Source organism: Acidovorax sp. LjRoot74 (assembly GCF_964254355.1).
In the GTDB taxonomy this organism is placed as follows: domain Bacteria; phylum Pseudomonadota; class Gammaproteobacteria; order Burkholderiales; family Burkholderiaceae_C; genus Acidovorax.
Genome location: NZ_CAXUTI020000001.1, coordinates 3,786,819 through 3,807,374 on the forward strand (window position 1 = coordinate 3,786,819; position 20,556 = coordinate 3,807,374).

General features: G+C 63.9%; 21 protein-coding genes and 1 riboswitch. Of the genes, 5 read left to right on the forward strand and 16 right to left on the reverse strand.

What is annotated here, in order from left to right; all coding sequences use genetic code 11:
• Nucleotides 1–21: 21 nt before the first annotated feature.
• Nucleotides 22–258, reverse strand: a riboswitch (cobalamin riboswitch).
• Nucleotides 259–294: 36 nt separating this feature from the next.
• The 3 genes from ACSQ3O_RS17985 (at nt 295) to ACSQ3O_RS17995 (ending at nt 2,134) form a co-directional block, all read left to right on the forward strand.
• Complete coding sequence (locus tag ACSQ3O_RS17985) at nt 295–519, forward strand: DUF904 domain-containing protein (RefSeq protein WP_137748505.1); 225 nt, start codon at nt 295–297, stop codon at nt 517–519.
• Nucleotides 516–884 (forward strand): cell division protein ZapA, encoded by a 369-nt coding sequence (locus ACSQ3O_RS17990; RefSeq protein WP_298454679.1) that lies wholly within the window; start codon nt 516–518, stop codon nt 882–884. The genes ACSQ3O_RS17985 and ACSQ3O_RS17990 overlap by 4 nt, the downstream gene beginning before the upstream one ends.
• Nucleotides 885–1,318: 434 nt before the next feature.
• The gene (locus ACSQ3O_RS17995) at nt 1,319–2,134 is read left to right on the forward strand and encodes a sulfite exporter TauE/SafE family protein (RefSeq protein ID WP_436139927.1); all 816 of its coding nucleotides are present in this window, start codon (nt 1,319–1,321) and stop codon (nt 2,132–2,134) included.
• A 71-nt stretch (nt 2,135–2,205) separates the two neighbouring features.
• On the opposite strand, the gene ACSQ3O_RS18000 is transcribed toward ACSQ3O_RS17995, so the two are convergent.
• The 4 genes from ACSQ3O_RS18000 to hemN all read right to left on the reverse strand — a co-directional run bounded on the left by ACSQ3O_RS18000 (nt 2,206) and on the right by hemN (nt 8,351).
• On the reverse strand, nt 2,206–4,650 hold the full coding sequence (locus ACSQ3O_RS18000) for an EAL domain-containing protein (RefSeq protein ID WP_436139928.1): 2,445 nt from the start codon (nt 4,648–4,650) through the stop codon (nt 2,206–2,208).
• Nucleotides 4,647–5,948 (reverse strand): HD-GYP domain-containing protein, encoded by a 1,302-nt coding sequence (locus ACSQ3O_RS18005; protein ID WP_436139929.1) that lies wholly within the window; start codon nt 5,946–5,948, stop codon nt 4,647–4,649. Before ACSQ3O_RS18005 ends, ACSQ3O_RS18000 begins: the two co-directional genes overlap by 4 nt.
• 259 nt (nt 5,949–6,207) lie before the next feature.
• On the reverse strand, nt 6,208–6,963 hold the full coding sequence (locus ACSQ3O_RS18010; RefSeq protein ID WP_436139930.1) for a sulfite exporter TauE/SafE family protein: 756 nt from the start codon (nt 6,961–6,963) through the stop codon (nt 6,208–6,210).
• Nucleotides 6,964–6,968: 5 nt separating this feature from the next.
• Nucleotides 6,969–8,351 carry an oxygen-independent coproporphyrinogen III oxidase gene (hemN, locus tag ACSQ3O_RS18015; protein ID WP_137748511.1) on the reverse strand — a complete coding sequence of 461 codons (1,383 nt, stop codon included), beginning with the start codon at nt 8,349–8,351 and terminating at the stop codon, nt 6,969–6,971.
• A gap of 193 nt (nt 8,352–8,544) precedes the next feature.
• On the opposite strand from hemN, the gene fnr reads away from it, so the two are divergent.
• A complete protein-coding gene (gene fnr / locus ACSQ3O_RS18020; protein ID WP_063461830.1) occupies nt 8,545–9,267 on the forward strand; it encodes a fumarate/nitrate reduction transcriptional regulator Fnr in 723 nt (240 codons plus the stop codon).
• A 111-nt stretch (nt 9,268–9,378) separates the two neighbouring features.
• On the opposite strand, the gene ACSQ3O_RS18025 is transcribed toward fnr, so the two are convergent.
• The 9 genes from ACSQ3O_RS18025 to ACSQ3O_RS18065 all read right to left on the reverse strand — a co-directional run bounded on the left by ACSQ3O_RS18025 (nt 9,379) and on the right by ACSQ3O_RS18065 (nt 17,450).
• A complete protein-coding gene (locus ACSQ3O_RS18025; RefSeq protein WP_137748512.1) occupies nt 9,379–9,672 on the reverse strand; it encodes a hypothetical protein in 294 nt (97 codons plus the stop codon).
• A 78-nt stretch (nt 9,673–9,750) separates the two neighbouring features.
• Nucleotides 9,751–10,026, reverse strand: coding sequence for a FixH family protein (locus ACSQ3O_RS18030; protein WP_137748513.1), 276 nt, complete (start codon nt 10,024–10,026; stop codon nt 9,751–9,753).
• A 69-nt stretch (nt 10,027–10,095) separates the two neighbouring features.
• Entirely contained in the window at nt 10,096–11,541 is a 1,446-nt protein-coding gene (gene ccoG / locus ACSQ3O_RS18035) for a cytochrome c oxidase accessory protein CcoG (RefSeq protein ID WP_436139931.1), read from the reverse strand.
• A gap of 87 nt (nt 11,542–11,628) precedes the next feature.
• Nucleotides 11,629–12,549 (reverse strand): cytochrome-c oxidase, cbb3-type subunit III, encoded by a 921-nt coding sequence (ccoP, locus tag ACSQ3O_RS18040; RefSeq protein ID WP_137748515.1) that lies wholly within the window; start codon nt 12,547–12,549, stop codon nt 11,629–11,631.
• Nucleotides 12,550–12,573: 24 nt separating this feature from the next.
• On the reverse strand, nt 12,574–12,711 hold the full coding sequence (locus ACSQ3O_RS18045; RefSeq protein WP_436139932.1) for a cbb3-type cytochrome oxidase subunit 3: 138 nt from the start codon (nt 12,709–12,711) through the stop codon (nt 12,574–12,576).
• Nucleotides 12,712–12,723: 12 nt separating this feature from the next.
• Complete coding sequence (gene ccoO, locus ACSQ3O_RS18050) at nt 12,724–13,356, reverse strand: cytochrome-c oxidase, cbb3-type subunit II (RefSeq protein WP_436139933.1); 633 nt, start codon at nt 13,354–13,356, stop codon at nt 12,724–12,726.
• A 17-nt stretch (nt 13,357–13,373) separates the two neighbouring features.
• Nucleotides 13,374–14,813: a cytochrome-c oxidase, cbb3-type subunit I gene (ccoN, locus tag ACSQ3O_RS18055; RefSeq protein WP_436139934.1), complete on the reverse strand. Its 1,440-nt coding sequence runs from the start codon at nt 14,811–14,813 to the stop codon at nt 13,374–13,376.
• A gap of 64 nt (nt 14,814–14,877) precedes the next feature.
• Nucleotides 14,878–15,015, reverse strand: a complete 138-nt coding sequence (ccoS, locus tag ACSQ3O_RS18060) for a cbb3-type cytochrome oxidase assembly protein CcoS (RefSeq protein ID WP_094287546.1) — start codon at nt 15,013–15,015, stop codon at nt 14,878–14,880.
• Nucleotides 15,015–17,450 carry a heavy metal translocating P-type ATPase gene (locus ACSQ3O_RS18065; protein WP_436141145.1) on the reverse strand — a complete coding sequence of 812 codons (2,436 nt, stop codon included), beginning with the start codon at nt 17,448–17,450 and terminating at the stop codon, nt 15,015–15,017. Before ACSQ3O_RS18065 ends, ccoS begins: the two co-directional genes overlap by 1 nt.
• Before the next feature lie 158 nt (nt 17,451–17,608).
• Here ACSQ3O_RS18065 and ACSQ3O_RS18070 point away from each other — a divergent pair, with 158 nt between their 5' ends.
• A complete protein-coding gene (locus tag ACSQ3O_RS18070; protein WP_137748518.1) occupies nt 17,609–18,052 on the forward strand; it encodes a universal stress protein in 444 nt (147 codons plus the stop codon).
• 134 nt (nt 18,053–18,186) lie between these two features.
• On the opposite strand, the gene ACSQ3O_RS18075 is transcribed toward ACSQ3O_RS18070, so the two are convergent.
• The 3 genes from ACSQ3O_RS18075 to ACSQ3O_RS18085 are packed head-to-tail and all read right to left on the reverse strand — an operon-like array spanning nt 18,187 to nt 20,545.
• Complete coding sequence (locus tag ACSQ3O_RS18075) at nt 18,187–18,900, reverse strand: ABC transporter ATP-binding protein (protein ID WP_436139935.1); 714 nt, start codon at nt 18,898–18,900, stop codon at nt 18,187–18,189.
• Nucleotides 18,897–19,667: an ABC transporter ATP-binding protein gene (locus ACSQ3O_RS18080; protein WP_436139936.1), complete on the reverse strand. Its 771-nt coding sequence runs from the start codon at nt 19,665–19,667 to the stop codon at nt 18,897–18,899. Before ACSQ3O_RS18080 ends, ACSQ3O_RS18075 begins: the two co-directional genes overlap by 4 nt.
• Nucleotides 19,664–20,545 carry a branched-chain amino acid ABC transporter permease gene (locus ACSQ3O_RS18085; protein WP_137748520.1) on the reverse strand — a complete coding sequence of 294 codons (882 nt, stop codon included), beginning with the start codon at nt 20,543–20,545 and terminating at the stop codon, nt 19,664–19,666. The genes ACSQ3O_RS18080 and ACSQ3O_RS18085 overlap by 4 nt, the downstream gene beginning before the upstream one ends.
• Between the last annotated feature and the right edge of the window lie 11 nt (nt 20,546–20,556).

Genomic DNA, 20,556 nt, shown 5'->3' on the forward strand with positions numbered 1-20,556 from the left:
GCGCAGCGCTCCAAGCGGGCGCACGCAGCCACCATGTTGGCCGGTATCCGGGCTGGCGGAGCACCCCCCAATGCCTTCCCAGACGCTTGTTCAAGGCGCCCAGTGGCTTATGGATGGAGAGAGAATCAGGTGATTCGTCCGCTGACCGTTGCGGGGGCAGCGCAGGCTGGGCGCGCCATGTGTGGCGGCACCTCCCTGCTTCCCGTTGAACTGCGGCATGTGAACCACACCGCGAGCACCAACAGCGGGATTTTACGACCGTTTACAACGCGCAACCCTACAATCGCTGGCTGTATGGCAACACCGTCCCCCACCGACCAGATCGCCGACCGCGTTGAGCGCCTGCTGCTACGCCACGCAGAGCTGCAGCGCACCAACGCCTTGCTGGCGGATCAGGTGGCCGCCCTCACCCAGGAGCGGGATTCGCTCAAGTCGCGCCTGAGTGCAGCGCGCGCCCGTGTGGATGCCCTGCTCGAACGCCTTCCCGCCGCCACTCCGCTCACGAAAGAAGCCGAATGAAGCAAATCGAGGTGCAGATCCTGCAGCAAAGCTACCTGCTGACCTGCCCCGAGGGCCGAGAAAGCCGCCTGCTTGATGCCGTGGAGCGTGTGGATACCGCGATGACACGCATCCGCGACGCCGGCAAGGTGCGCGCCCGTGAACGCATCGCCGTGCTGGCGGCCCTGAACCTGGCTTTCGAGATCGCAGACCGCGAAGCGGCCGACCTGGCGGCGGGTTCTGCAGCCAAAGCAGCACCGTCTTTATCGCCCGCATCAGGTTCGGGGCACCAGGAATCCCTGTTGCCCGACGACGAAAACCAACGCCTGCAGACGCTGGTGCAGCGCCTGGACCAGGCCCTGGGCGACGACGGCCGCCTGCTCTGAGGTCACCCTCCACCACCCCGGCAGACATACTTCACGCGAAGTACAGGCCGCGCCCGAGGTAGTCGGCCATGCTCCAGCAGACCTGCGGGCTTTTACTTCGCGGCGCCCTCTGCGCCTGCGGCAAGCGCCTACAATGGTGAGGTCTGCGAAGCCGCCGGGCTTTATATTTCCTTGAACCAATGCTCAACGAGCTCGGGCTTGGTACATCGCCCGGTGAGCGTGATCATCTCGCGTCAGATGAACCCAACGCTTGGCTGCCCTCGCCCACCTGAACCCCCGGTTCAGGATGAGAGTCCGGTGGTATTCGCAGACACCCTCTTCTTCATGCCCCAGCCCATGCACACCGTCGCCGCCCCTCTGCGGGCAGGGCATTGCATCCCGGTCGCCGGACTCTGCTCCGCCCCCGTTCCTTTTTCCTTTCTTTTCATCGCGCCATGCTGGACCCTCTCCTGATCATTGAACTCGGTGTGCTGGGCCTGGCTACCGGCTTTCTGGCCGGCCTGCTCGGCATTGGTGGCGGCATGCTGCTGGTGCCGTTCCTGACCTACATCCTGGGCGCACAAAAAGTGGCGCCCGACCTGGCGGTCAAGATGGCGATTGCCACATCGATGGCGACCATCATGTTCACATCGATCTCCAGCGTGCGGGCCCACCACAAGCGCGGCGCTGTGCGCTGGGACATCGTCAAGCGCCTGGCCCCCGGCATCGTGCTGGGTGGCTTTTTGGCAAGCCTCGGGGTGTTCGCGCTGCTCAAGGGGTCCTTCCTCGCCATCTTCTTCGCGCTGTTCGTGAGCTTCTCTGCTACACAAATGTTCCTGGACAAGAAGCCCGCCCCTTCGCGCCAGATGCCCGGCGGCGCAGGCCAGGTGGCGGCCGGTGGCGTGATCGGATTTTTGTCAGGGCTGGTCGGCGCTGGCGGCGGTTTTGTGAGCGTGCCCTTCATGACCTGGTGCAACGTGCCTATCCACAATGCGGTGGCCACCAGTGCAGCATTGGGCTTTCCGATCGCGCTGGCCAATGTGGTCGGCTACGTGGTGGGCGGGCAGAACGTGGAGGGCCTGCCTGCTGCGTCCCTGGGTTATGTCTGGCTGCCTGCGCTTGCAGTGATCGCCACCTGCAGCGTGCTGACGGCCCCGCTGGGCGCCAAGGCTGCGCACAGCCTGCCCGTGAAACAGCTCAAGCGCGTTTTTGCCTATCTGCTGTTTGGCCTCGCGGCCTACATGCTGTGGAAGGGTGTCGCAGCCCTCTGAGGCTGAGACGCTGACAGAGCCGCCGCCCTCTCTGGGCGCAGGCTCTACCGCCCCGGTTGGGCGCCGGGGCCCTACGAAATGATGGGCCGGTGTTTGCCCTGCGCTTTCAGCGGCAGGGGCTCACGCAGCATGGCGCGGAACTTCTCAGCCGGCAGTCCGGGCGCGCACAGAAAGCCCTGGTAGTGTTCGCACAGCATCTGCTGCAACACGGCCTGCTGGGTTTCGGTCTCCACCCCCTCGGCCACCACCTCGATGTGCATGGCGCGGCCCATGCTGATGATGGCACTCACGATGGCACGGTCGCCATCGTCATCGGGCAGGCCACGCACAAAGGACTGGTCGATCTTGAGCTTGTGGATGGGCAGTTTCTTGAGGTAGGCCAGGCTTGAGTAGCCCGTGCCGAAGTCATCGATGGCCAGGCCAATGCCCAGGTCAGCGAGCACCCGCAGCCGCTGCTCCATTTCCTGCGCATCTTGCAGCAGGATGGTTTCGGTCAATTCCAGTTCCAGCAAGGTCGGTGGGAGCTGGTGTACCGCCAGCAGGCGCGTGATCCGGTCCACAAAGTCAGGCTGGCGGAACTCCAGGGCCGACACGTTCACAGAAATCATGATCGGCATGCCACTGTGCATCCATACCGACGCTTCCCGCACGGCCTGCTCCATCACCCAGGCGCCCAGGGTCACGATGTAGCCCGACTCCTCGGCCAGCGGGATGAACACGCCAGGCGAGACCGCGCCGAACTCGGGGTCGGTCCAGCGGATCAACGCCTCGGCCCCGGTGATGCGCCCCGTGGCCATGTTGACCTGCGGCTGGTAGTGCACAGCCATGCGCTGCAGGCCCAGCGCCTGGCGCATGGCGTGCTCCATCTGCATGCGCGCGAGCAGGTTGGCGTTCATCTGCGGCTGGTAGAAGCCGTAGCTGCCGCGCCCCCGTTCCTTGACACGGTACATCGCGGTATCAGACTGCTTGATCAGGTCGTCGAGTGTCGCCCCGTCCTGCGGATACAGCGCAATGCCAATGCTGCACTGGATGGAAAACCCCATGCTGTCGAGCATGAAGGGTTTGAGCATGTCGTCCAGGATGCGGCGCGCCACGCTCTCGGCCACCGGCGCATCACCGCCATGCAGGTAGATGACAAACTCATCGCCCCCAAGCCGGCACAGCATGTCTGTTTGCCGCAAACAGGTCTGCAGACGCTCGGCCACCAGCTGTAACACGCGGTCGCCAAAGGGATGGCCCAGAGAGTCGTTGATGATCTTGAAACGGTCCAGGTCCAGGAAGAGGATCGCAAAACCGGTGTCGCTCTGGCGCGCCCCCTGGATGGCGGTATCAACCCGCTGGGACAACAGCAGCCGGTTGGGCAGGCCGGTGAGCACGTCGCTGTAGGCCAGCTCCTCGATGCGCTTCTGCGCTGCATGCTGCAGCGTGAGGTCGCGCATGAAACCGATGCTCTGCACCAGCCGCCCTTCATCGTCGCGCAGCGCCACCCAGGACAGTTGCACAGCGCAATAGGCCCCGTTGTCGCGGGGCAGCCAAAGCTCTCCCTCCCAGAAACCGTCACGCGACCAGCCCTGCTGCACCCGCTCCATGAAACCAGCGTCCGAGCCACCACCAAACAGCGAGGCGGCCATGCAGCCCTCGAAGGCCTTGGCGGCAGGCCCCACCAGGCGCTCACAGCCTGGGTTCATGCGCATGATGCGGTGCTGGCTGTCGGCAATAAAAATGGCATCCAGGCTGGACTCGAACACGCGGGCCGCCAGGCGCAGGCTGGCCTGGATTTCAGTCTGCCGGGTAATGTCGCGGTAAGAATAGACGCGCCCCACCGCCCGTCCCTGACGGAACTGCGGCACCGTGCGCATTTCCAGCACCATGCCGCCGCGCAATTGCAGGATGTCGGTGCTCTCCTGCATGGGCTCACGCTCAATGGCCGCCATGCGTTCGGCGTAGACGCGCGCATCTGCCACCTGGCTGGCCATGAATGCATAGACGGCCGCATCGTCGCGCTCCACCAGCAGGTGTCGCGGCAAGCCCCAGAGCTGCGCCAGCCTTTGGTTAAAAGCACGCACACTGCGGTCCAGCCCGCAGACCAGCATGCCGTCGGCGGCGGAATCCAGCGTGGCGCGCAGTTCGGACAACAAGGTTTCCAGCTCGTGCTCCGTCGCCTCCTGAGCACTGCGGTCCAGCATGGTCAGCATGAAGGCCGTGCGCCCGTCCTGCCCCCAAGGCACCCGCGTCACATGCCGGTCCACAGGCACCAGCAGGCCATTGGCACGCACCAGGCTGGTGTACGAATGAATCCCCGCCGCAATCACTTCGGGAGGCTCTGCCCAGAAAGCCTGGTCCTGGGGAGTGGCAGCCAGTCCCAGCACGGGCTTGCCGACCATGTCGGCCACAGGCATGCCCACCAGCCGTTCTGCGGCTGCATTGGCATGCAGGATGAGATGGTGCGCCTCATCGACCAGCCAGACGGCTTCCTGCAGACCGTCTAGCCAGCCATGCGATTGCAAGTCGGTCACGTACCCGCCTCTTCGGGGCCGGGGCTGACCGCTCGCTCAAAAAAGTAACAAATGCGCTGCCGGGGCGAAAGATAGTCCAAGGCATCGCGAGGCAGCTGCGCTGGCTTGAGACTGCGGCGGATACCCAGCTCCGGCACGGTTTCCAGGTCCAGGATAGGGGCCTCATCCTTGGGCACCCGGGAATCATGGACGATGACCTTGGGTCGCAAGGGACGCGACGAATTCACCGAGGCCACAATCGCATAGCGGTCGTTGACCAGCTGGACGATGGAGCCGGGCGGATACACCCCCATCATGCGGATAAACGCGCCAAGCACCACGGAATCAAACTTCGCCTTGAGCTGGGCAAAGATGACGGACAGCGCCTCGTGGGGCGTGAGGGCATCAACACCGATGGCTGGATTGCACATGCGGTCATACCGGTTGACAAGCGCGAGCACCTGGCTCGCCCGCCCCAGGTCCGCTCCAGTGAGCCGCTGCGGAAACCCGCTGCCATCGGCCATTTCGTGGTGACGGGCCACAGCCACCACCACCGCCTCAGGAAACCCCATGCGTTTGGCCATCGCCACGGATTCCGCCACATGGGTCTCATACCGTGAGCGCTCCATCAGGGGCATGGAAGGGGTAGGTTGCCGCAGGTTCGGCGGCAGTTTGAGCTTACCCAGGTCGTGGATCAGTGCCGCCACTCCCAGGTCGTGCAACTCCTCGCTCTTCATGCCCAGGGCACGGCCCAGCAGGAGCGAAATGACCATCACGTTGATAGGGTGGAGGGCATTGCGCTCGCCCACCCCCTCTGACAGCAACCGGATCACCGAGTCTCCGTTTTCCAGCAGCTCGGAAACGCAGCCGGACACCAGCACCACGCCCTTGTCGCGCGCTTGATCGGGGTGTTCGGACACCGCCCGCTCCATCGCCTGGTACTGCCGGGTGGCTTCGGCGAATCGCTGGTTGCAGGCAGCCAGCGCCTTGTTCTGGGCCTCCAGCAGCTGCCGCCGCCGCAAGGCTTCGGTATCCACCGCCGCCGGGACACCCGGGGCAGCATCCAGGCCGTTCGCTGGGGGTGCCACCATCTCCGGCACGCTCCAGGCTGCGGGCACCAGCTCCTTGAGCGCGGGATCGCTCTTTTTGGGGAGATACCGCACCTCGGTCAACCCCAGTCCGCGCAAGGTCGCAATCTGCTCGGCCGACGCCACCCGGAAACTGCTGGTCGGAAAAGGATGATGCATCCAGCCCACATCGAGCTGGATGTACATGCCGACCCGCAGTTGGCTGATGTCGATGAGGATGGAGGAGTTCACTTCAGGCGCACGCGAAACATGGAGACATCAATGCCACCAATAGTTACGCAGATTATCACCAGTTACGGAGGCTTGTCTAAGGAGCAGAACCCCATCGCTGCGATACGGCAACACTTGGTAGGCATGTGCCCCCAAAGTGCGCAGAACATGGCAGTTGCGCCCGAAAACAAGGCCAGCCAGGTGTAGTGTCGGCCCGCTCACTACCCTGGGGTCACCCCCTCCCAACCGCCTTCTTACAGCTGTCCGCCAACGGCAAGCATCAGCGACACCAAAGTGAAGGCTTGTAGATCAGGTCCATCCAGAGCGCCCAGGCTGCAACGGCACAGAGCAAGCCCCCCGCAATCCGGGTGCCCCATTCGGCGCGGGCCAGATTCAGGCGGCGCCGGAGGCGGCTCCATGCCCACGGGCCGCCGACAAGCCAGACACCGCTGCCCACGCCAAAAAGCGCCATGCACAGCGCCCCTTCCAGGGGCCCGCCGCTCAACGCGGCCACCAGCAGCGCCGAATAAAGCAACCCGCAAGGCATCAATGCCCAGAGCACACCCGCCACCAGCACACCGCCCGGCGCACTCACCCACGGTCGTACACGCCCCCAGACGGCTCGCCCGGCCTGTTCCACCCAGGCGGGCTGGCGCGACTGCACCATCATCATCAAGCCCCAGGCCATGACGGCCACATGCATCAGGGTCCACGCAGGGCGCAAGGCCGTGGTCTGCTGCGTGAGCCAGGCCAGGCTGTCCATGGCCAGAGCAGCCAGCGCCCCTGCAGCCGCGTACCCCACCAAACGCCCCCCATGAAATGCGACACCACGCAGGGCCACACCACCACGCGGCGCCCAGTGCACGGCCTGCCCTACTGCAGCCTCTCGCTGCGTGCCGCCCCGTCCACCCGCTGCGGCGGCATGCTCCGCTCCCTGCCCGACCAGTGCGCCACAGGGTGCGGCGCACATGGCCAAGCAATGGGACCCGCCTGCGAGCCCCATGAGCAAAGCCGTCCAGGCGACCGTTGCAAGCATAGGACTCAGATGATGCGCGAAAACCGGGCGCGGTTGCGGTCTGCCTGCAGATAGCGGTCGAACACCATGGCAATGCCGCGCACAAAGAACCACCCCATGGCAGTCACCTCAATCCCTTCAGGCCCTACCCGCACCAACCCCTGCTCCGCCATGTCTTCGAGCTGGGCGATTTCGGCTGCAAAGTACTGCCGCACGTCGATCAACCAGGCCTGCTCCATGGATTCATAGAGCAACTCACCCTGGCACATCAGGGCCATGATGGCGGCGCGCCGCACAAGGTCGTCGCGCGTCAGCGCCAGTCCGCGCACCACCGGCAGGCGCCCCTGGTCGAGAAAGTCGTAGTACTCATCCAGCGTCTTGGAATTCTGGCTGTAGGTGGCGCCCACCCGGCCAATGGCAGACACGCCCAGGCCGATCAGGTCACAGTCGGGCTGTGTACTGTAGCCCTGGAAGTTGCGGTGCAAGCGCCCTTGCCGCTTGGCCACGGCCAGGGCATCTGAGGGCAGTGCAAAGTGGTCCATGCCCACATAGACATACCCCGCCTCCATGAATGCATCCAGCGAACGCGAGAGCATGGACAGCTTGCTCGACGCGGTAGGCAGCTCGGCCGACACAATGCGACGCTGGGGCTTGAAACGCTCGGGCAGGTGCGCGTAGGCATACAGCGCGATGCGGTCGGGACGAAGCTGTGCCACCTGCGCCAAGGTGCGGTCAAACGACTCGGGCGTCTGGCGTGGAAGGCCGTAGATCAGGTCCACATTCACCGAATCAAAACCCAGCGAACGAGCAGACTCCACCAGCGCAAACACCTGCTCGGCGGGCTGGATGCGGTGCACGGCCTTTTGCACTTCCGCGTCGAAATCCTGCACACCAAAACTCAGACGGTTGAACCCCAGCTCAGCCAGCAAGGCCAGCCGATCGGCATTGACGGTACGTGGATCCACCTCGATGGAATATTCGCCGCCCGGCGCGAGCGTGAAGCTGCGCTTGAGCATGGCCATGAGTTCGCGCAGACCTGCATCAGACAGGAACGTGGGCGTGCCGCCCCCCAGGTGCAACTGGCTCACGACCTGCCCCACGCCGCAATGGGCGGTGTGCAGATCAATCTCGCGGCTCAGGTAGCGCAGATAAACCTCTGCGCGATCGTGGTGCTTGGTGATGATCTTGTTGCAGGCGCAGTAGTAGCACAACGATTCGCAGAACGGAATGTGCACATACAGGGACAGGGGCAGGGCCTTGGCCACCGAGCCCGTCCGGCGTTGCTCCAACGCGAGGATGTAGTCCTCCTGCCCAAACGCCTCGACAAAACGATCAGCTGTCGGATAGGAGGTATAGCGGGGTCCCGGCACGTCGAAACGGCGCAGGAGATCGGGCGAAACAGCAGTCATGGGGGAATATCCTTGCGTACACCCTGACTGTGCCGTACCCTTAGGAACATGTCCTTGACCTGCATCAAGTGAACAATCAGGCCGACCAGCGACAATTTGATGCATGTCAGTCGCTCAGATGCCCCCGAAGGCCTTCCCAGCTTTTCGCATCGGGCACGATATGCTCGACGCTCCACCCCTAGCTCATGTGCCTATGAACCCGCTCACCATCAAAGTCGCCTGCTCCAACTGCAACCTGCGCGAGCTGTGCATGCCCGTGGGCCTGAACGAAGAGCAACTGCAGCGCATCGACGAGGTTGTTGCCGTTCGCCGCAAGGTCAAGCGCGGTGGCACGCTATTCCGCAACGGCGAATCCTTCACCTCACTCTACGCCATCCGCACCGGCTTTTTCAAGACCTGCGTGGCCACAGAAGACGGCCGCGATCAGGTCACGGGTTTCCAGATGGCGGGCGAAATCATCGGCCTTGACGGCATCGTGAACGACCACCACACCTGCGACGCAGTGGCCTTGGAGGATGCAGAGGTCTGCGTCATGCCCTTCGACCGCATCGAAGAACTGTCTCGTGAGGTCACGGCCCTGCAGCACCATGTGCACAAGATCATGAGCCGCGAGATCGTGCGCGAACACGGCGTGATGCTGCTCTTGGGCAGCATGCGCGCCGAAGAGCGCCTCGCCGCCTTCTTGCTGAACCTGGTGCAGCGCCTGCATGCGCGGGGCTTCTCGCAGTCCGAACTGGTGCTGCGCATGACCCGCGAAGAAATCGGCAGCTACCTGGGCCTGAAACTCGAAACCGTGAGCCGCACCTTCTCCAAGTTTGTGGAAGAAGGCATTGTGGAAGTCAAACAGCGCCATGTCCGCATCCTGGACACGGACGCCCTCAAGCGCATCGTGAATAGCCAGCAGGCCTGCCACTGACTTTGTAAGAGCCCTCGCCGGGCGATCAACTGCTGCCTGCCACATTTGGTGCCGATTTCAGTGCAAAGCAAACCGGCTGCCTAGCAGCCAGCACCGTACCCCACACCGCACTCAAGAGCAGGACGATGTCTTGCGGCAGTCATCCGGCCGCTCGCCCTCTGGCACCGGGCAACGGTTCAGCTCAAAAGGTGACATGGCCAGCAGCGTAGTCAGCGCACTGCTGGCCATGGTGACAACCCAGAACGCAAAAAAAGCCAGGGTATAGACCCCTTGCCGTGACAGCGCCAGCGGCTGGCCGAACCAGTGCAGGTCCTGCGGGTCCACCATCGCAAAAACAAGCATCTCCAGCACACCCGCCATCAAGAAGGCGGGCCATGCAATCCACATCAGGCGTTGCGTCCACATATCGTTCCTGTCTCCCGGGGTGGCTCATTGGTAGCAAGGTGGCACCCTATCCTTGGGCTGCCATGGCCTCGCACAGTTTCAACGTGGCTGGTCCTGCACCGGTGTGGCGGCATGATTGCGGCCCTTCATGGCCGGTGCCAGGCTCTTCTCGGGGGCTTCCAGCGTCTGGTTGATCTCGATTCCCTTGCGGTAATAGTCTTCCGCCACCACAGGGTCTGGCCGAGACACTGCCAGCCAAAGGGTCACAAAACCCGCGACGATCACGATGGCCGGGCCGGCAATCACCAGCCAGACATGGCCAAATTTCCACCAGGGGGCTGCTTCAGCCTGGGCAATGGCTGGGTTTGAAGACATGGCGACTTACTCCTTCACATTCATCTCGATCAACACAAGGCCAGGTCGGGCCTTGCACCGGGGCGCCACTCAGCGTGGCACCAGGAACACAGATTTTTCAGACACATGGGCAGCAGCGCCCACCGCCTGCACATCAAACTGCACGGCATGGGAACCCGGGCTTGCAGAACCATACGGTATCTGCAAGCGCACCGCCACCCAGCGCGACTCGGCCGCACCGATGTCCACTTCGGCGTCGGAGGACACCTCCAGGCCTTCCAGCCCCCGCGCACTGATGCGATAGCGTTGTTCGCCCTCCGTCGCGTTCATGATCTGCAGACGGTAGATGTTCTCCAGCTTGCCCCCAGCCACGATGCGCGACAGCGCTGCGCGGTCCCGCACCACATCGACCTTGAGCGGGGTCCGCACGACCAGGCTGGCCAGCATGGCCACACACAAGGCCAGCAGCACGGCGCTGTAGATCAGCACACGGGGCCGCAGCACACGCCGCAACATCTGCGACTGGGTCCACCGCTGGGCCACACCGTTCTGGGTGGAATAGCGGATCAGCCCCCGGGGATACTGCATCTTGTCCATGACCGTGTTGCACGCATCCACGCACAGGCCACAGCCAATACATTCGTACTGCAGACCCTTGCGGATGTCGATGCCCACCGGGCAGACCTGCACACACAACGAGCAGTCAATACAGTCGCCCAGCCCCTGCGCCTTGTAGTCGATGTTCTTCTTGCGCGGGCCGCGCTGCTCGCCGCGTTCGGGGTCGTAGGTCACGATCAGCGTGTCCTTGTCGAACATCGCACTCTGGAACCGCGCATACGGGCACATGTACTTGCAGACCTGCTCGCGCATGTAGCCGGCATTGCCGTAGGTGGCAAAGCCATAAAACAGCACCCAGAAAATCTGCCAGCCGCCCTGCAGTGCCAGCAACTCGCTGCCCAGCTCGCGGATGGGCACGAAGTACCCCACGAACGTGAATCCGGTCCACAAGGCCACAGCGATCCACACCACCTGCTTGAAGAACTTCTTGCGGATCTTCTCGAAGGTCCAGGGGCCGTTGTCCAGCCGCAGCCGCGCACTGCGATCACCTTCGATCTTGTGCTCGATCCACATGAACATTTCGGTGTAGACAGTCTGCGGGCATGCAAAACCACACCAAAGCCGCCCCGCCACTGCCGTGAAGAGAAACAGCGACAGCGCCGAGATGATCAAGAGCCCCGTGAGGTAGATGAAATCCTGCGGGTACAGCACCAACCCAAAGATGTAGAACCGGCGCGCGCCCAGATCGAACAGCACCATCTGGCGCTGCCCCCATTCAAACCAGGGCAGACAGTAAAACACGATCTGCGTGAGCAGCACCATGCCCCAGCGCCAGCGCGCAAACAGGCCGCTGATGGAGCGCGGATAGATCTTTTTCTGTGCTTCGTACAGCGAGATGATCTCGCCCTGAGCAGACGGCTCGGACGCCACGGGTGCGATGGGAATGACCTTGCGAGCAGGCTCGCCGGGGGGCTTCATGGTGTCAATTTACTCACAGGGAGTTAAACAGCCTAACAACAAAGGAGCCAGGCAACCACCGCCGGTGCGGTCGCCTGGCAACATCGGTCAACGCGCGGCAGCCGCCTGCTTGCCGTTCGACAAACTCCAGACATAGGCCGACAGGACCCCGATCTGGGCCTCCGTCAGCTTGTCGGCCTGCGCGGGCATCTGGTTGACTTTGCCGTTGTTGATCATGGCGGTGATCGCCGCCTCGCCCCAGCCATGCAACCAGATATCGTCCGTGAGATTGGGGGCGCCCAGGGCCTGATTGCCCTTGCCGTCCATGCCATGGCAGGCAGCGCATGCCGTGAACTTGGACTTGCCCAGCGAAGCGCGCAGCGAGTCGTGCGGGCTGCCCGACAGGCTCAGGACGTAGTGCGACAGGTTGCGCACATCTTCTGGCGAACCCACGGCAGCAGCCATGGGGGGCATGTTGCCGATACGGCCCTTTTCCAGGGTTTCGCGGATCTTCTCAGGCGTGCCGCCGTGCAGCCAGTCGCCGTCGGCCAGGTTGGGAAAGCCCTTGCTGCCGCGTGCATCCGAGCCGTGGCACTGTGCGCAGTTGTTCATGAACAGGCGCTCGCCAATGGCGTGGGCTTGCGGGTCCACCGCCACTTCTTCGGGCTTCATGGAGGCAAAACGGGCGTACAGCGGCTCCAGCTCCGCCTTCGCCTTGGCCATTTCGGCTTCGTACTCACCCTTTTGCGTCCAGTTGAGCTTGCCGGTGAAGCTCCCGAGACCTGGGTAGGCGGCCAGGTAGCCCAGGCCGAAGATGATGGTGATGACGAACAGCCACACCCACCAGCGTGGCAGAGGATTGTTCATCTCGACCAGGTCTTCGTCCCAGACATGGCCCGTGGTGTTGTCGGCCGTGGCCATCACCTTCTTGCGGCCCGCCATCCAAAGCAGGATGCCGCAGGCGATGATGCCGACCAGTGTCAGCGCGGTCACAAAGACCGACCAGAAATTGCTGGTGAAGTCACTCATGGGATGTTCTCGTTCTGGTGAGGGTCAATCTTGTTCGAAGGGCAGCTGCGCCGCTTCGTCAAACCGGGACTTGTTGCGGTCCCGGTAGGCCCAGACCCAAATGCCAATGAAGCAGGCCATCGAAGCCAGGGTGGCGACGATGCGCATGGTCGTGATGTCCATGGCCAATCTCCTTTACTTGAGCGCGCGGCCCATGACTTGCAGGTAGGCGACAAGGGCGTCCATTTCGGTCTTGCCCTTCACCTCGGCTGCGGCGGCTGCGATCTGTTCGTCGGTGTAAGGCACACCCACCGTGCGCAGCGCCTTCATGCGGGGCGCCACGCTGGCGGGGTCCACCACACTCTTCTCCAGCCAGGGATAGGCGGGCATGTTGGACTCGGGCACCACGTCGCGGGGGTTGTTCAGGTGGATGCGATGCCATTCGTCGCTGTACTTGCCGCCCACGCGGTGCAGGTCGGGACCGGTGCGCTTGCTGCCCCACTGGAAGGGGTGGTCGTAAACGAACTCACCCGCCACCGAGTAGTGGCCGTAGCGCAGCGTCTCGGCGCGGAAGGGGCGGATCATCTGCGAGTGGCAGTTGTAGCAGCCCTCGCGGATGTACACGTCGCGCCCCACCAGTTGCGTTGCGGTGTAGGGCTCCACGCCCTTCACGGCCTCGGTGGTGGACTTCTGGAAGAACAAGGGCACGATCTCCACCAGGCCGCCAATGGCGATCACCAGCAGGATCAGCACGATCATCAGGAAGTTGTTGGTCTCCACCTTTTCGTGGGTGAAGCCGGTGGAGGAAGATGAATTGTTGTTGGACATGAATTGACTCCTTCGGCTCAGGCGTGTGCGGCATTCACGGCGGGAATGGCCACCTTGACCGAACGGCCCGAGATCGCTGTCATCCACACGTTCCAGGCCATCACAAGCATGCCGCCCAGGTACAGCAAACCACCAGCCACGCGGATCACGTAGAACGGATAGGTCGCCTTCACGCTTTCCACAAAGGTGTAGGTCAGCGTGCCATCGGGGTTGATGGCGCGCCACATCAGGCCCTGCATCACACCGGCAATCCACATCGCGGCGATGTACAGCACGATGCCGATGGTGGCCATCCAGAAGTGCAACTCGATCGCCTTGATGGAGTGCATCTTGTCGCGGCCGAACAGGCGCGGAACCAGGTAATACAGCGAGCCCATAGAGATCAGGCCCACCCAACCCAGGGCGCCAGAGTGCACGTGGCCAATGGTCCAATCGGTGTAGTGGCTCAGGGCGTTGACGGTCTTGATGGACATCATCGGACCTTCGAACGTGGACATGCCGTAGAACGACAGCGACACGATCAGGAAGCGCAGGATGGGGTCGTCACGCAGCTTGTGCCATGCGCCCGACAGGGTCATGATGCCGTTGATCATGCCGCCCCAGCTGGGAGCCAGCAGGATGAGCGAGAACACCATGCCCACCGATTGCGTCCAGTCAGGCAGCGCGGTGTAGTGCAGGTGGTGTGGGCCGGCCCACATGTAGGTGAAGATCAGCGCCCAGAAGTGCACGATCGACAGGCGATACGAGTACACAGGGCGGCCTGCCTGCTTGGGGATGAAGTAGTACATCATCCCCAGGAAGCCTGCGGTGAGGAAGAAGCCCACGGCGTTGTGGCCATACCACCACTGCACCATGGCGTCCTGCACGCCAGCGTAGGCCGAGTAGCTCTTCATGAAGCCGGCAGGAATCGCTGCGCTGTTCACCAGATGCAGCAAGGCTACGGCCAGGATGAACGCACCGAAGAACCAGTTGGCCACATAGATGTGCTTGACCTTGCGGGTACCCACCGTGCCGAAGAACACGATGGCGTAGGACACCCAGACCAGCGTGATCAGGATATCGATGGGCCATTCGAGTTCAGCGTATTCCTTGCCCTGGGTGTAGCCCATCGGCAAGCTGACCACGGCGGCAGCGATGACCAGCACCCAGCCCCAGAAGGTGAATGCGGCCAACGGCCCTGCAAACAGGCGAACCTGGCAGGTGCGCTGCACCACGTAATAGCTGGTGGCAAACAGTGCGCTACCGCCAAACCCGAAGATCACCGCATTGGTGTGCAAGGGGCGCAGGCGGCCGTAACTGAGCCAGGGAATGCCAAAGTTGAGTTCTGGCCAGGCCAGCTGGGCGGCGATGACAACGCCCACCAGCATGCCAACCACCCCCACAACCACGGCCAAGATAGAAAACTGTCGCACCACCGTATCGTTGTAGTGTGCAGTCATAGTTTTTGGAGAATCCATCGGGCACCTCTTTGTATTGCAGTAAGAGTTTGTTGCAGGGCATCATTTCTGACATTGACACAAGTCAACCGTCTCGGAGAATGCGCTCCCCCTCTTGCTCCACGCTCTCGAACTGGCCGTGGTAGACCGCCCACCACAGCCCGCCCAGGATCAAGAGCACCAGCAGCACGGACAGCGGAATCAGCAGATATAGGATGTCCATCAGACGGGCTCCAGGGTGGTCTTCGCAAGGTTCAGGGGCGACTGCGGGGCCTTGCCCGCAGAAGATGTTTCGGCATCGGCCAACGCAGGCAGTGCAGGCAACGCTGGCAGGCCACGCGCCAGCCGCGCGGCGTTGAGCACCACCAGCAGTGAACTCAGCGCCATGCCCAGCCCGGCCAGCCATGCGGGCATCCAGCCCGCCACGGCCAGCGGCACACACAGCGCGTTGTAGCCCGCTGCCCACCACAGGTTCTGGCGCACCACGCGCAAGGTGCGGCGGGCCAGCAACACGGTCTGCGGCACCAGCGCCAGGCTGTCGCCCAGCACCACAAAATCTGCCTGCGACTGGGCCAGTGGCACAGCGCGGCCAAACGCAAACGACACATGGGCACCGGCGAGCACCGGGCCATCGTTGAGGCCGTCCCCCACCATGGCCACCTGGTGCCCACCTGCCTGCAGCGCTTGCAGGGCATCCAGCTTGCCCTGGGGCGAACATTCGCCCTGCACCTGCGCAATGCCCGCCTGCGCAGCCACACGCTGTACGGCCTGCACGCGGTCGCCCGACAGCAACTGCACCGCCACACCCTCCTGCTGCAGTGCTGCGACCACGGCAGGTGCCTCGCTGCGCAGGTCTTCCACCAGATCGAACCGGGCCAGCTCCAGCAGCACACCGTCGGGCCCTTGCGCCGACAGGACCACCTGCAACGCGGAGCTGCCCTGCTCCGGCGCTACCCCGGCATGGCGGGCTGAACCCAGCCAGACCTTGCACTCGGGCACAACGCCGGTGTTGTCCGACACGGTAGCGCTCAGGCCCAGGCCCGCGTCCTCTTGCAGGCTGGCAACGCACCAGCGCGCCTGCTGTGCAGGCGCCGATGCCGCAGCCACCACCGCACGCGATGCGGGGTGCATGGAGTGGCGCGCCAGCGCGGCCGCCAGGCCCAGCGCGTCATCGGCCGCCCACCCCTGCGCGGTGTGCACGGCCTGGAGCGCCATGCCGTCGCGGGTCAGGGTGCCGGTCTTGTCAAACACCAGCATGTCCACCTGGGCCAGGGCTTCCAGCCCCTGCAGGTTGCGCACCAGCACCCCATGGCGCGCCAGCGTGCCCGCCGCCGTGAGCATGGCCACCGGCGTGGCCAGCGACAGCGCGCAGGGGCAGGTCACAATGAGCACAGCCACGGCCACCATGAGCGCATGCCCAGGGTCCGACGGCCACCACCAGGCGGCCGCCAGCCCTGCAGCCAGCAGCACCGCCACCAAAAAGGGCCGCGCAATGCGGTCGGCCAGCAAGGCCAGTCGGGGCTTTTGCAGCGATGCGCTTTCCATCAGCGCCACGATCTGGGCAAACCGGGTCTGCCCGCCCGTGCCTTCCACCCGCACCTCCACGGGCGACTGCAGGTTGTAGCTGCCCGCCGTGACGTGGCTGCCCACCGGGCGCGCCACCGGCGTGGACTCTCCCGTCAGCAGCGCCTCGTCGGCATGTGTATTGCCTGCGGTGATGCAGCCATCGGCCGGGAAAGCCTCGCCCGGCAGCACGCGGATGGTGTCGCCAGCCACCAGGCGGCGGGTGGCCACGCGGGCAAAAGTGCCCGTGGCGTCGTCGCGCCGCTCCACGCTGTCGGGCAGGCGGTTCATCACGGCCTCCAGCGCACCGGCGGTGCGGTCGCGCAGGCGCAGCTCCAGCCAGCGGCCGGTGAGCAGGAAGAACACGAACATGGTCAGGGAGTCGTAGTACACCTCCTTGCCAAAAATGCCGCTCGGGTCAAACGTGCCCGCCGTGCTGACCACAAAGGTGATTGCCATGCCCAGCGCCACCGGCAGGTCCATGCTCACGCGGCGCAGCCGCACATCGCGCAGCGCACTGGCAAAGAAGGGGCCACACGAGAACACCACCATGGGCAGCGTGATGACCCAGGACGCCCAGCGCAGCAGCTGCTCCATCTCGCCCGACAGGTCGCCGGGCTGCGCCACATAGGCGGGCCACGCGTACATCATCACCTGCATCATGCAAAAGCCCGCCACCAACCAGCGCCACAGGGCGCGGCGGCTTTCGCGCTGGCGCTGCGCGCGTGCAAAGGCATCCATGGCCGGCATGGCGCGGTAGCCCGCGTTCAGCACGGCTTTCATCCAATGCGAAGGCAGCACCCTGCCGGGCTGCCACACCACGCGCGCACGGTGCGTGGCCGCGCTCACATCGGCCTGCAACACGCCGGGCACGGCGCGCAGAGCGTCTTCGATGGTGAGGGCGCAGGCGGCGCAGTGCATGCCTTCCAGCACCACATGCGAGTCCCAGGTGGAAGATTCGGGGTGGCCCCGCCCGGCCTCGGCAGCATCGGCGGGCAAGGGGCTGCCTGCGGGTGTGCAGGGGCGGCCAAACGCCAGCCATTCCTGCGGGTCGTCCAGCAACTGGGGGGGCACAGCGGGCGATGCCCCCGCCATGCCATCAGGCAGATGCGCCGGGGAAGCCACCGACACATCGGGTCGAAACATTGACATGGTTCAAGCCTATCGTTGGGCCATGACAGGTACATTGACCTGCATCAAGTCCCGGAACATGATTCATCCTAAGCTTGATCCATCGTTTTGAGGAGACCTTTATGTACAAACGCATCCTGATCGCAACGGACGGCTCCCCCCTTTCGGACAAGGCCGTGGAACATGGGCTGTCCCTGGCCGCCCTCACCGGCGCCTCGGCAGTAGCCCTCAAGGTGGTGCCCCGCTACCCCCGCAGCTACTTTGAAGGCGGCATGCCCGTCGATACGAATGATGTGAAGCGCATCGAAACGCAGTGGGGCGACGCAGCGCAGGCCATGGTCGATGGCGTCAAGGCCAAGGGCGAAGCCCAGGGAGTGTCGGTCAAGCCCGTCATCGCCAAGTCCGACCTCGTGGCCGAGGCCATCATCTCCGCCGCCAAGAAGCACAAGTGCGATGTGATCGTCATGGCCTCACACGGCCGCAAGGGCCTCAAGCGCCTGCTGCTGGGCAGCGAGACGCAGCATGTGCTCACCCACTCGCACATCCCTGTGCTGGTGCTGCGCTAAGCACCAAAATATGCATCAAAACAGGCTCTTCCGCCTATCCAATAAGCGGAAGCAGCTATCCAATCAATAGCAAAACACCGAGAGGTTTCAACGCCTGCTCGGTGTTTTTCATTCCCAGCCGGATCACCGGCCGGTCAATGGTTGCCCAGGTAGAGCTGCGCCATGCGCTCGTCGGCCAGCAGCCCTTGCGCCGGGCCCTGCAACACACAGCGCCCCTGGTCCAGGATGTAGCCCTGCTGGCTGATCTGCAGCGCCTGCCTTGCGCGTTGCTCCACCATTAGCACCGCCACGCCTGCGGCGGGCAGCTTCTGCACCATGTCGAATACCTTGCCCACCAATGACGGTGCCAGCGCCGCCGTGGGCTCATCGAGCACCATGATGCGCGGCGACGGCATGAGCGCCCGCGCAAAGGCCAGTTGCTGACGCTCGCCGCCCGAGAGGTTGCTGGCGGGCTGCGGCAGGCGCTCCAACAACGCCGGAAAGTCGGCCAGCACCTCGTCCATGCGGCGCTTGATGTTGGCCACGCCCCGCACCACCAGCAGGTTCTCGCGCACTGTGAGCGAAGGGAACACATTGGCCACCTGCGGCACATAGGCCAGCCCCGCGTCAAAACGGTCTTCGGCCGACAAGGCCGTGATGTCGCGCCCGCCCAGGTGGATGGTGCCCGCCACACGCGGCAGCAAGCCCAGCAGCGCCTTCACCAGCGTGGATTTGCCCGCGCCGTTGGTGCCCGCAATGGTCACGATCTCGCCCGGTGCCACAGCCAGGTCAATGCCATGGATGATGTCCACCTCGGAATACCCGCCGCGCAACTGCGCGATCTGCAGCAAGTTGTCTGCGCCGCTCATACCACCCCTCCCATATAGGCTTCCTGCACGCGCGGGTCGTCCAGCACGGTGTGCGGGTCGCCCTCGGCCAGGATGGCGCCCCGGTCCATCACGATCATGCGGTTCGACAGCGACTTGAGCGCCTGCAGGTGGTGCTCGATCACGATGAACGCGATGCCCTGCCCGTTCAGCTCGCGCACGCGGTCGCAAATCTCTTCGATCAGCACCGGGTTCACCCCAGCAAACGGCTCGTCCAGCAAGATGCAGCGCGGATCCAGCATCAGCACCCGGCCCAGCTCCACCAACTTCTTTTGCCCGCCTGAGAGGCCACCGGCCTTCACATCGCGCACCCGCGCCAGGTTCAAGAATTGCAGGATGCGGTCTGCCTTGGCAGACAGCTGAGCCTCATGCTCGCGCAGGCTGCGCGTCTGAAAGAAAGCATTCACCAGCCGCTCCCCTTGAGGGTTGGCCGCAGCCGCCATCAGGTTCTCATGCACCGTGAGGCTCTTGAACTCTCGCGGAATCTGGAACGTGCGCACCAGCCCCAGCCGCGCGCGGCGGTACGGCGGGATGCGCGTGATGTCTTGCCCATCAAACTGGATCTGCCCCGCATCCGCAGGCTGCTGCCCGGCAATGGCCGCAAACAGCGTGCTCTTGCCCGCACCGTTGGTGCCTGCAATGCCCAGAATCTCGCCCGCCTTCAATTGCAGCGAGACTCCGTCCACTGCCTTGAAGCCCCCAAACTGCCGCGTGACGGCGCTCACCTTCAGCATCGTTGTTGCAGTCATTGGGATTTGCCTCCAAACAGGCCGTTGGGCTTGTACAAGGTGATCAGGATCAACGCCAGGCCCACTGCCGCCAGGCGCAGGCTGGCCATTCCCACCTCGGACACGCCTGGCACCCAGTCCTTGGCAAAACGCGAGCCTTCCAGAAACACCATGAGCAGCAAAGAGCCAAACACCGCACCGCGCACGGTGCCCGAGCCGCCCATCACGAGGCCCATCCACACATAAAAGGTGATGAGCGGAATGAACTGCTCTGGCGTAATGAAGGTGATGAAGTGCGCATAGAACGCGCCAGCTACACCGGCCAACGCCGCCCCCAGCATGAACACCTGCACCTTGAACCAGGCCGGGTCCTTGCCCAGGGCCGACAGTGCGGGCTCATCGTCGCCAATCGCCTTGAGCAGGCGCCCAAACGGGCTGGCCGCCAGGCGCACTGTGCCCCAGGCCACCACAGCGACCACCGCCAGCAGCGTGGCAAAAATTGCCATGTCAGACACACCACTACCCCAGGACGCAAACAGCTTGGGCAGGCCGGGCAAGCCCTGCACGCCTTTGGTGAGCCAGCTTTCTTGCTGGATGGAGATGCGCACCGCCTCCGAAAAACCCAGCGTGACGATGGCCAGATAGTCATCGCGCAGCCGCAACGACAGCAAGCCGATGGGCAGCGCCAGCAAGCCCGAGAGCACGGCCGCCGCCACAAAACACAGCACCAGCGGCACGCCTTGCAGCGCCAACAGGCCCGAGGTGTAGGCGCCCACGGCAAAGAACGCCACGACGCCAAAATTGACCAGCCTGGTCAGGCCGAACTGCAGGTTCAGGCCCAGCGCCAGCAGGCAGTAAATGAGGGCAACGATGCCAATGGCACACAGGTAAGCAATCATGAATCAGGCTC

Excerpts from the sequence above, each read along its gene's own strand:
- ACSQ3O_RS17985 (WP_137748505.1), top strand. The coding sequence starts at position 295 with ATGGCAACACCGTCCCCCACCGACCAGATCGCCGACCGCGTTGAGCGC.
- ACSQ3O_RS18025 (WP_137748512.1), bottom strand. The coding sequence starts at position 9,672 with ATGTGGACGCAACGCCTGATGTGGATTGCATGGCCCGCCTTCTTGATG.
- ACSQ3O_RS18070 (WP_137748518.1), top strand. The coding sequence starts at position 17,609 with ATGTACAAACGCATCCTGATCGCAACGGACGGCTCCCCCCTTTCGGAC.
- ACSQ3O_RS18080 (WP_436139936.1), bottom strand. The coding sequence starts at position 19,667 with ATGACTGCAACAACGATGCTGAAGGTGAGCGCCGTCACGCGGCAGTTT.
- ccoO (WP_436139933.1), bottom strand. The coding sequence starts at position 13,356 with ATGTCCAACAACAATTCATCTTCCTCCACCGGCTTCACCCACGAAAAG.
- ccoN (WP_436139934.1), bottom strand. The coding sequence starts at position 14,813 with ATGGATTCTCCAAAAACTATGACTGCACACTACAACGATACGGTGGTG.
- ccoG (WP_436139931.1), bottom strand. The coding sequence starts at position 11,541 with ATGAAGCCCCCCGGCGAGCCTGCTCGCAAGGTCATTCCCATCGCACCC.
- hemN (WP_137748511.1), bottom strand. The coding sequence starts at position 8,351 with ATGACTGCTGTTTCGCCCGATCTCCTGCGCCGTTTCGACGTGCCGGGA.
- ACSQ3O_RS18010 (WP_436139930.1), bottom strand. The coding sequence starts at position 6,963 with ATGCTTGCAACGGTCGCCTGGACGGCTTTGCTCATGGGGCTCGCAGGC.
- ACSQ3O_RS17995 (WP_436139927.1), top strand. The coding sequence starts at position 1,319 with ATGCTGGACCCTCTCCTGATCATTGAACTCGGTGTGCTGGGCCTGGCT.
- ccoS (WP_094287546.1), bottom strand. The coding sequence starts at position 15,015 with ATGGACATCCTATATCTGCTGATTCCGCTGTCCGTGCTGCTGGTGCTC.
- ACSQ3O_RS18045 (WP_436139932.1), bottom strand. The coding sequence starts at position 12,711 with ATGGACATCACGACCATGCGCATCGTCGCCACCCTGGCTTCGATGGCC.
- ccoP (WP_137748515.1), bottom strand. The coding sequence starts at position 12,549 with ATGAGTGACTTCACCAGCAATTTCTGGTCGGTCTTTGTGACCGCGCTG.
- ACSQ3O_RS18065 (WP_436141145.1), bottom strand. The coding sequence starts at position 17,450 with ATGGCGGGGGCATCGCCCGCTGTGCCCCCCCAGTTGCTGGACGACCCG.
- ACSQ3O_RS18030 (WP_137748513.1), bottom strand. The coding sequence starts at position 10,026 with ATGTCTTCAAACCCAGCCATTGCCCAGGCTGAAGCAGCCCCCTGGTGG.
- ACSQ3O_RS18075 (WP_436139935.1), bottom strand. The coding sequence starts at position 18,900 with ATGAGCGGCGCAGACAACTTGCTGCAGATCGCGCAGTTGCGCGGCGGG.
- ACSQ3O_RS18085 (WP_137748520.1), bottom strand. The coding sequence starts at position 20,545 with ATGATTGCTTACCTGTGTGCCATTGGCATCGTTGCCCTCATTTACTGC.
- fnr (WP_063461830.1), top strand. The coding sequence starts at position 8,545 with ATGAACCCGCTCACCATCAAAGTCGCCTGCTCCAACTGCAACCTGCGC.
- ACSQ3O_RS17990 (WP_298454679.1), top strand. The coding sequence starts at position 516 with ATGAAGCAAATCGAGGTGCAGATCCTGCAGCAAAGCTACCTGCTGACC.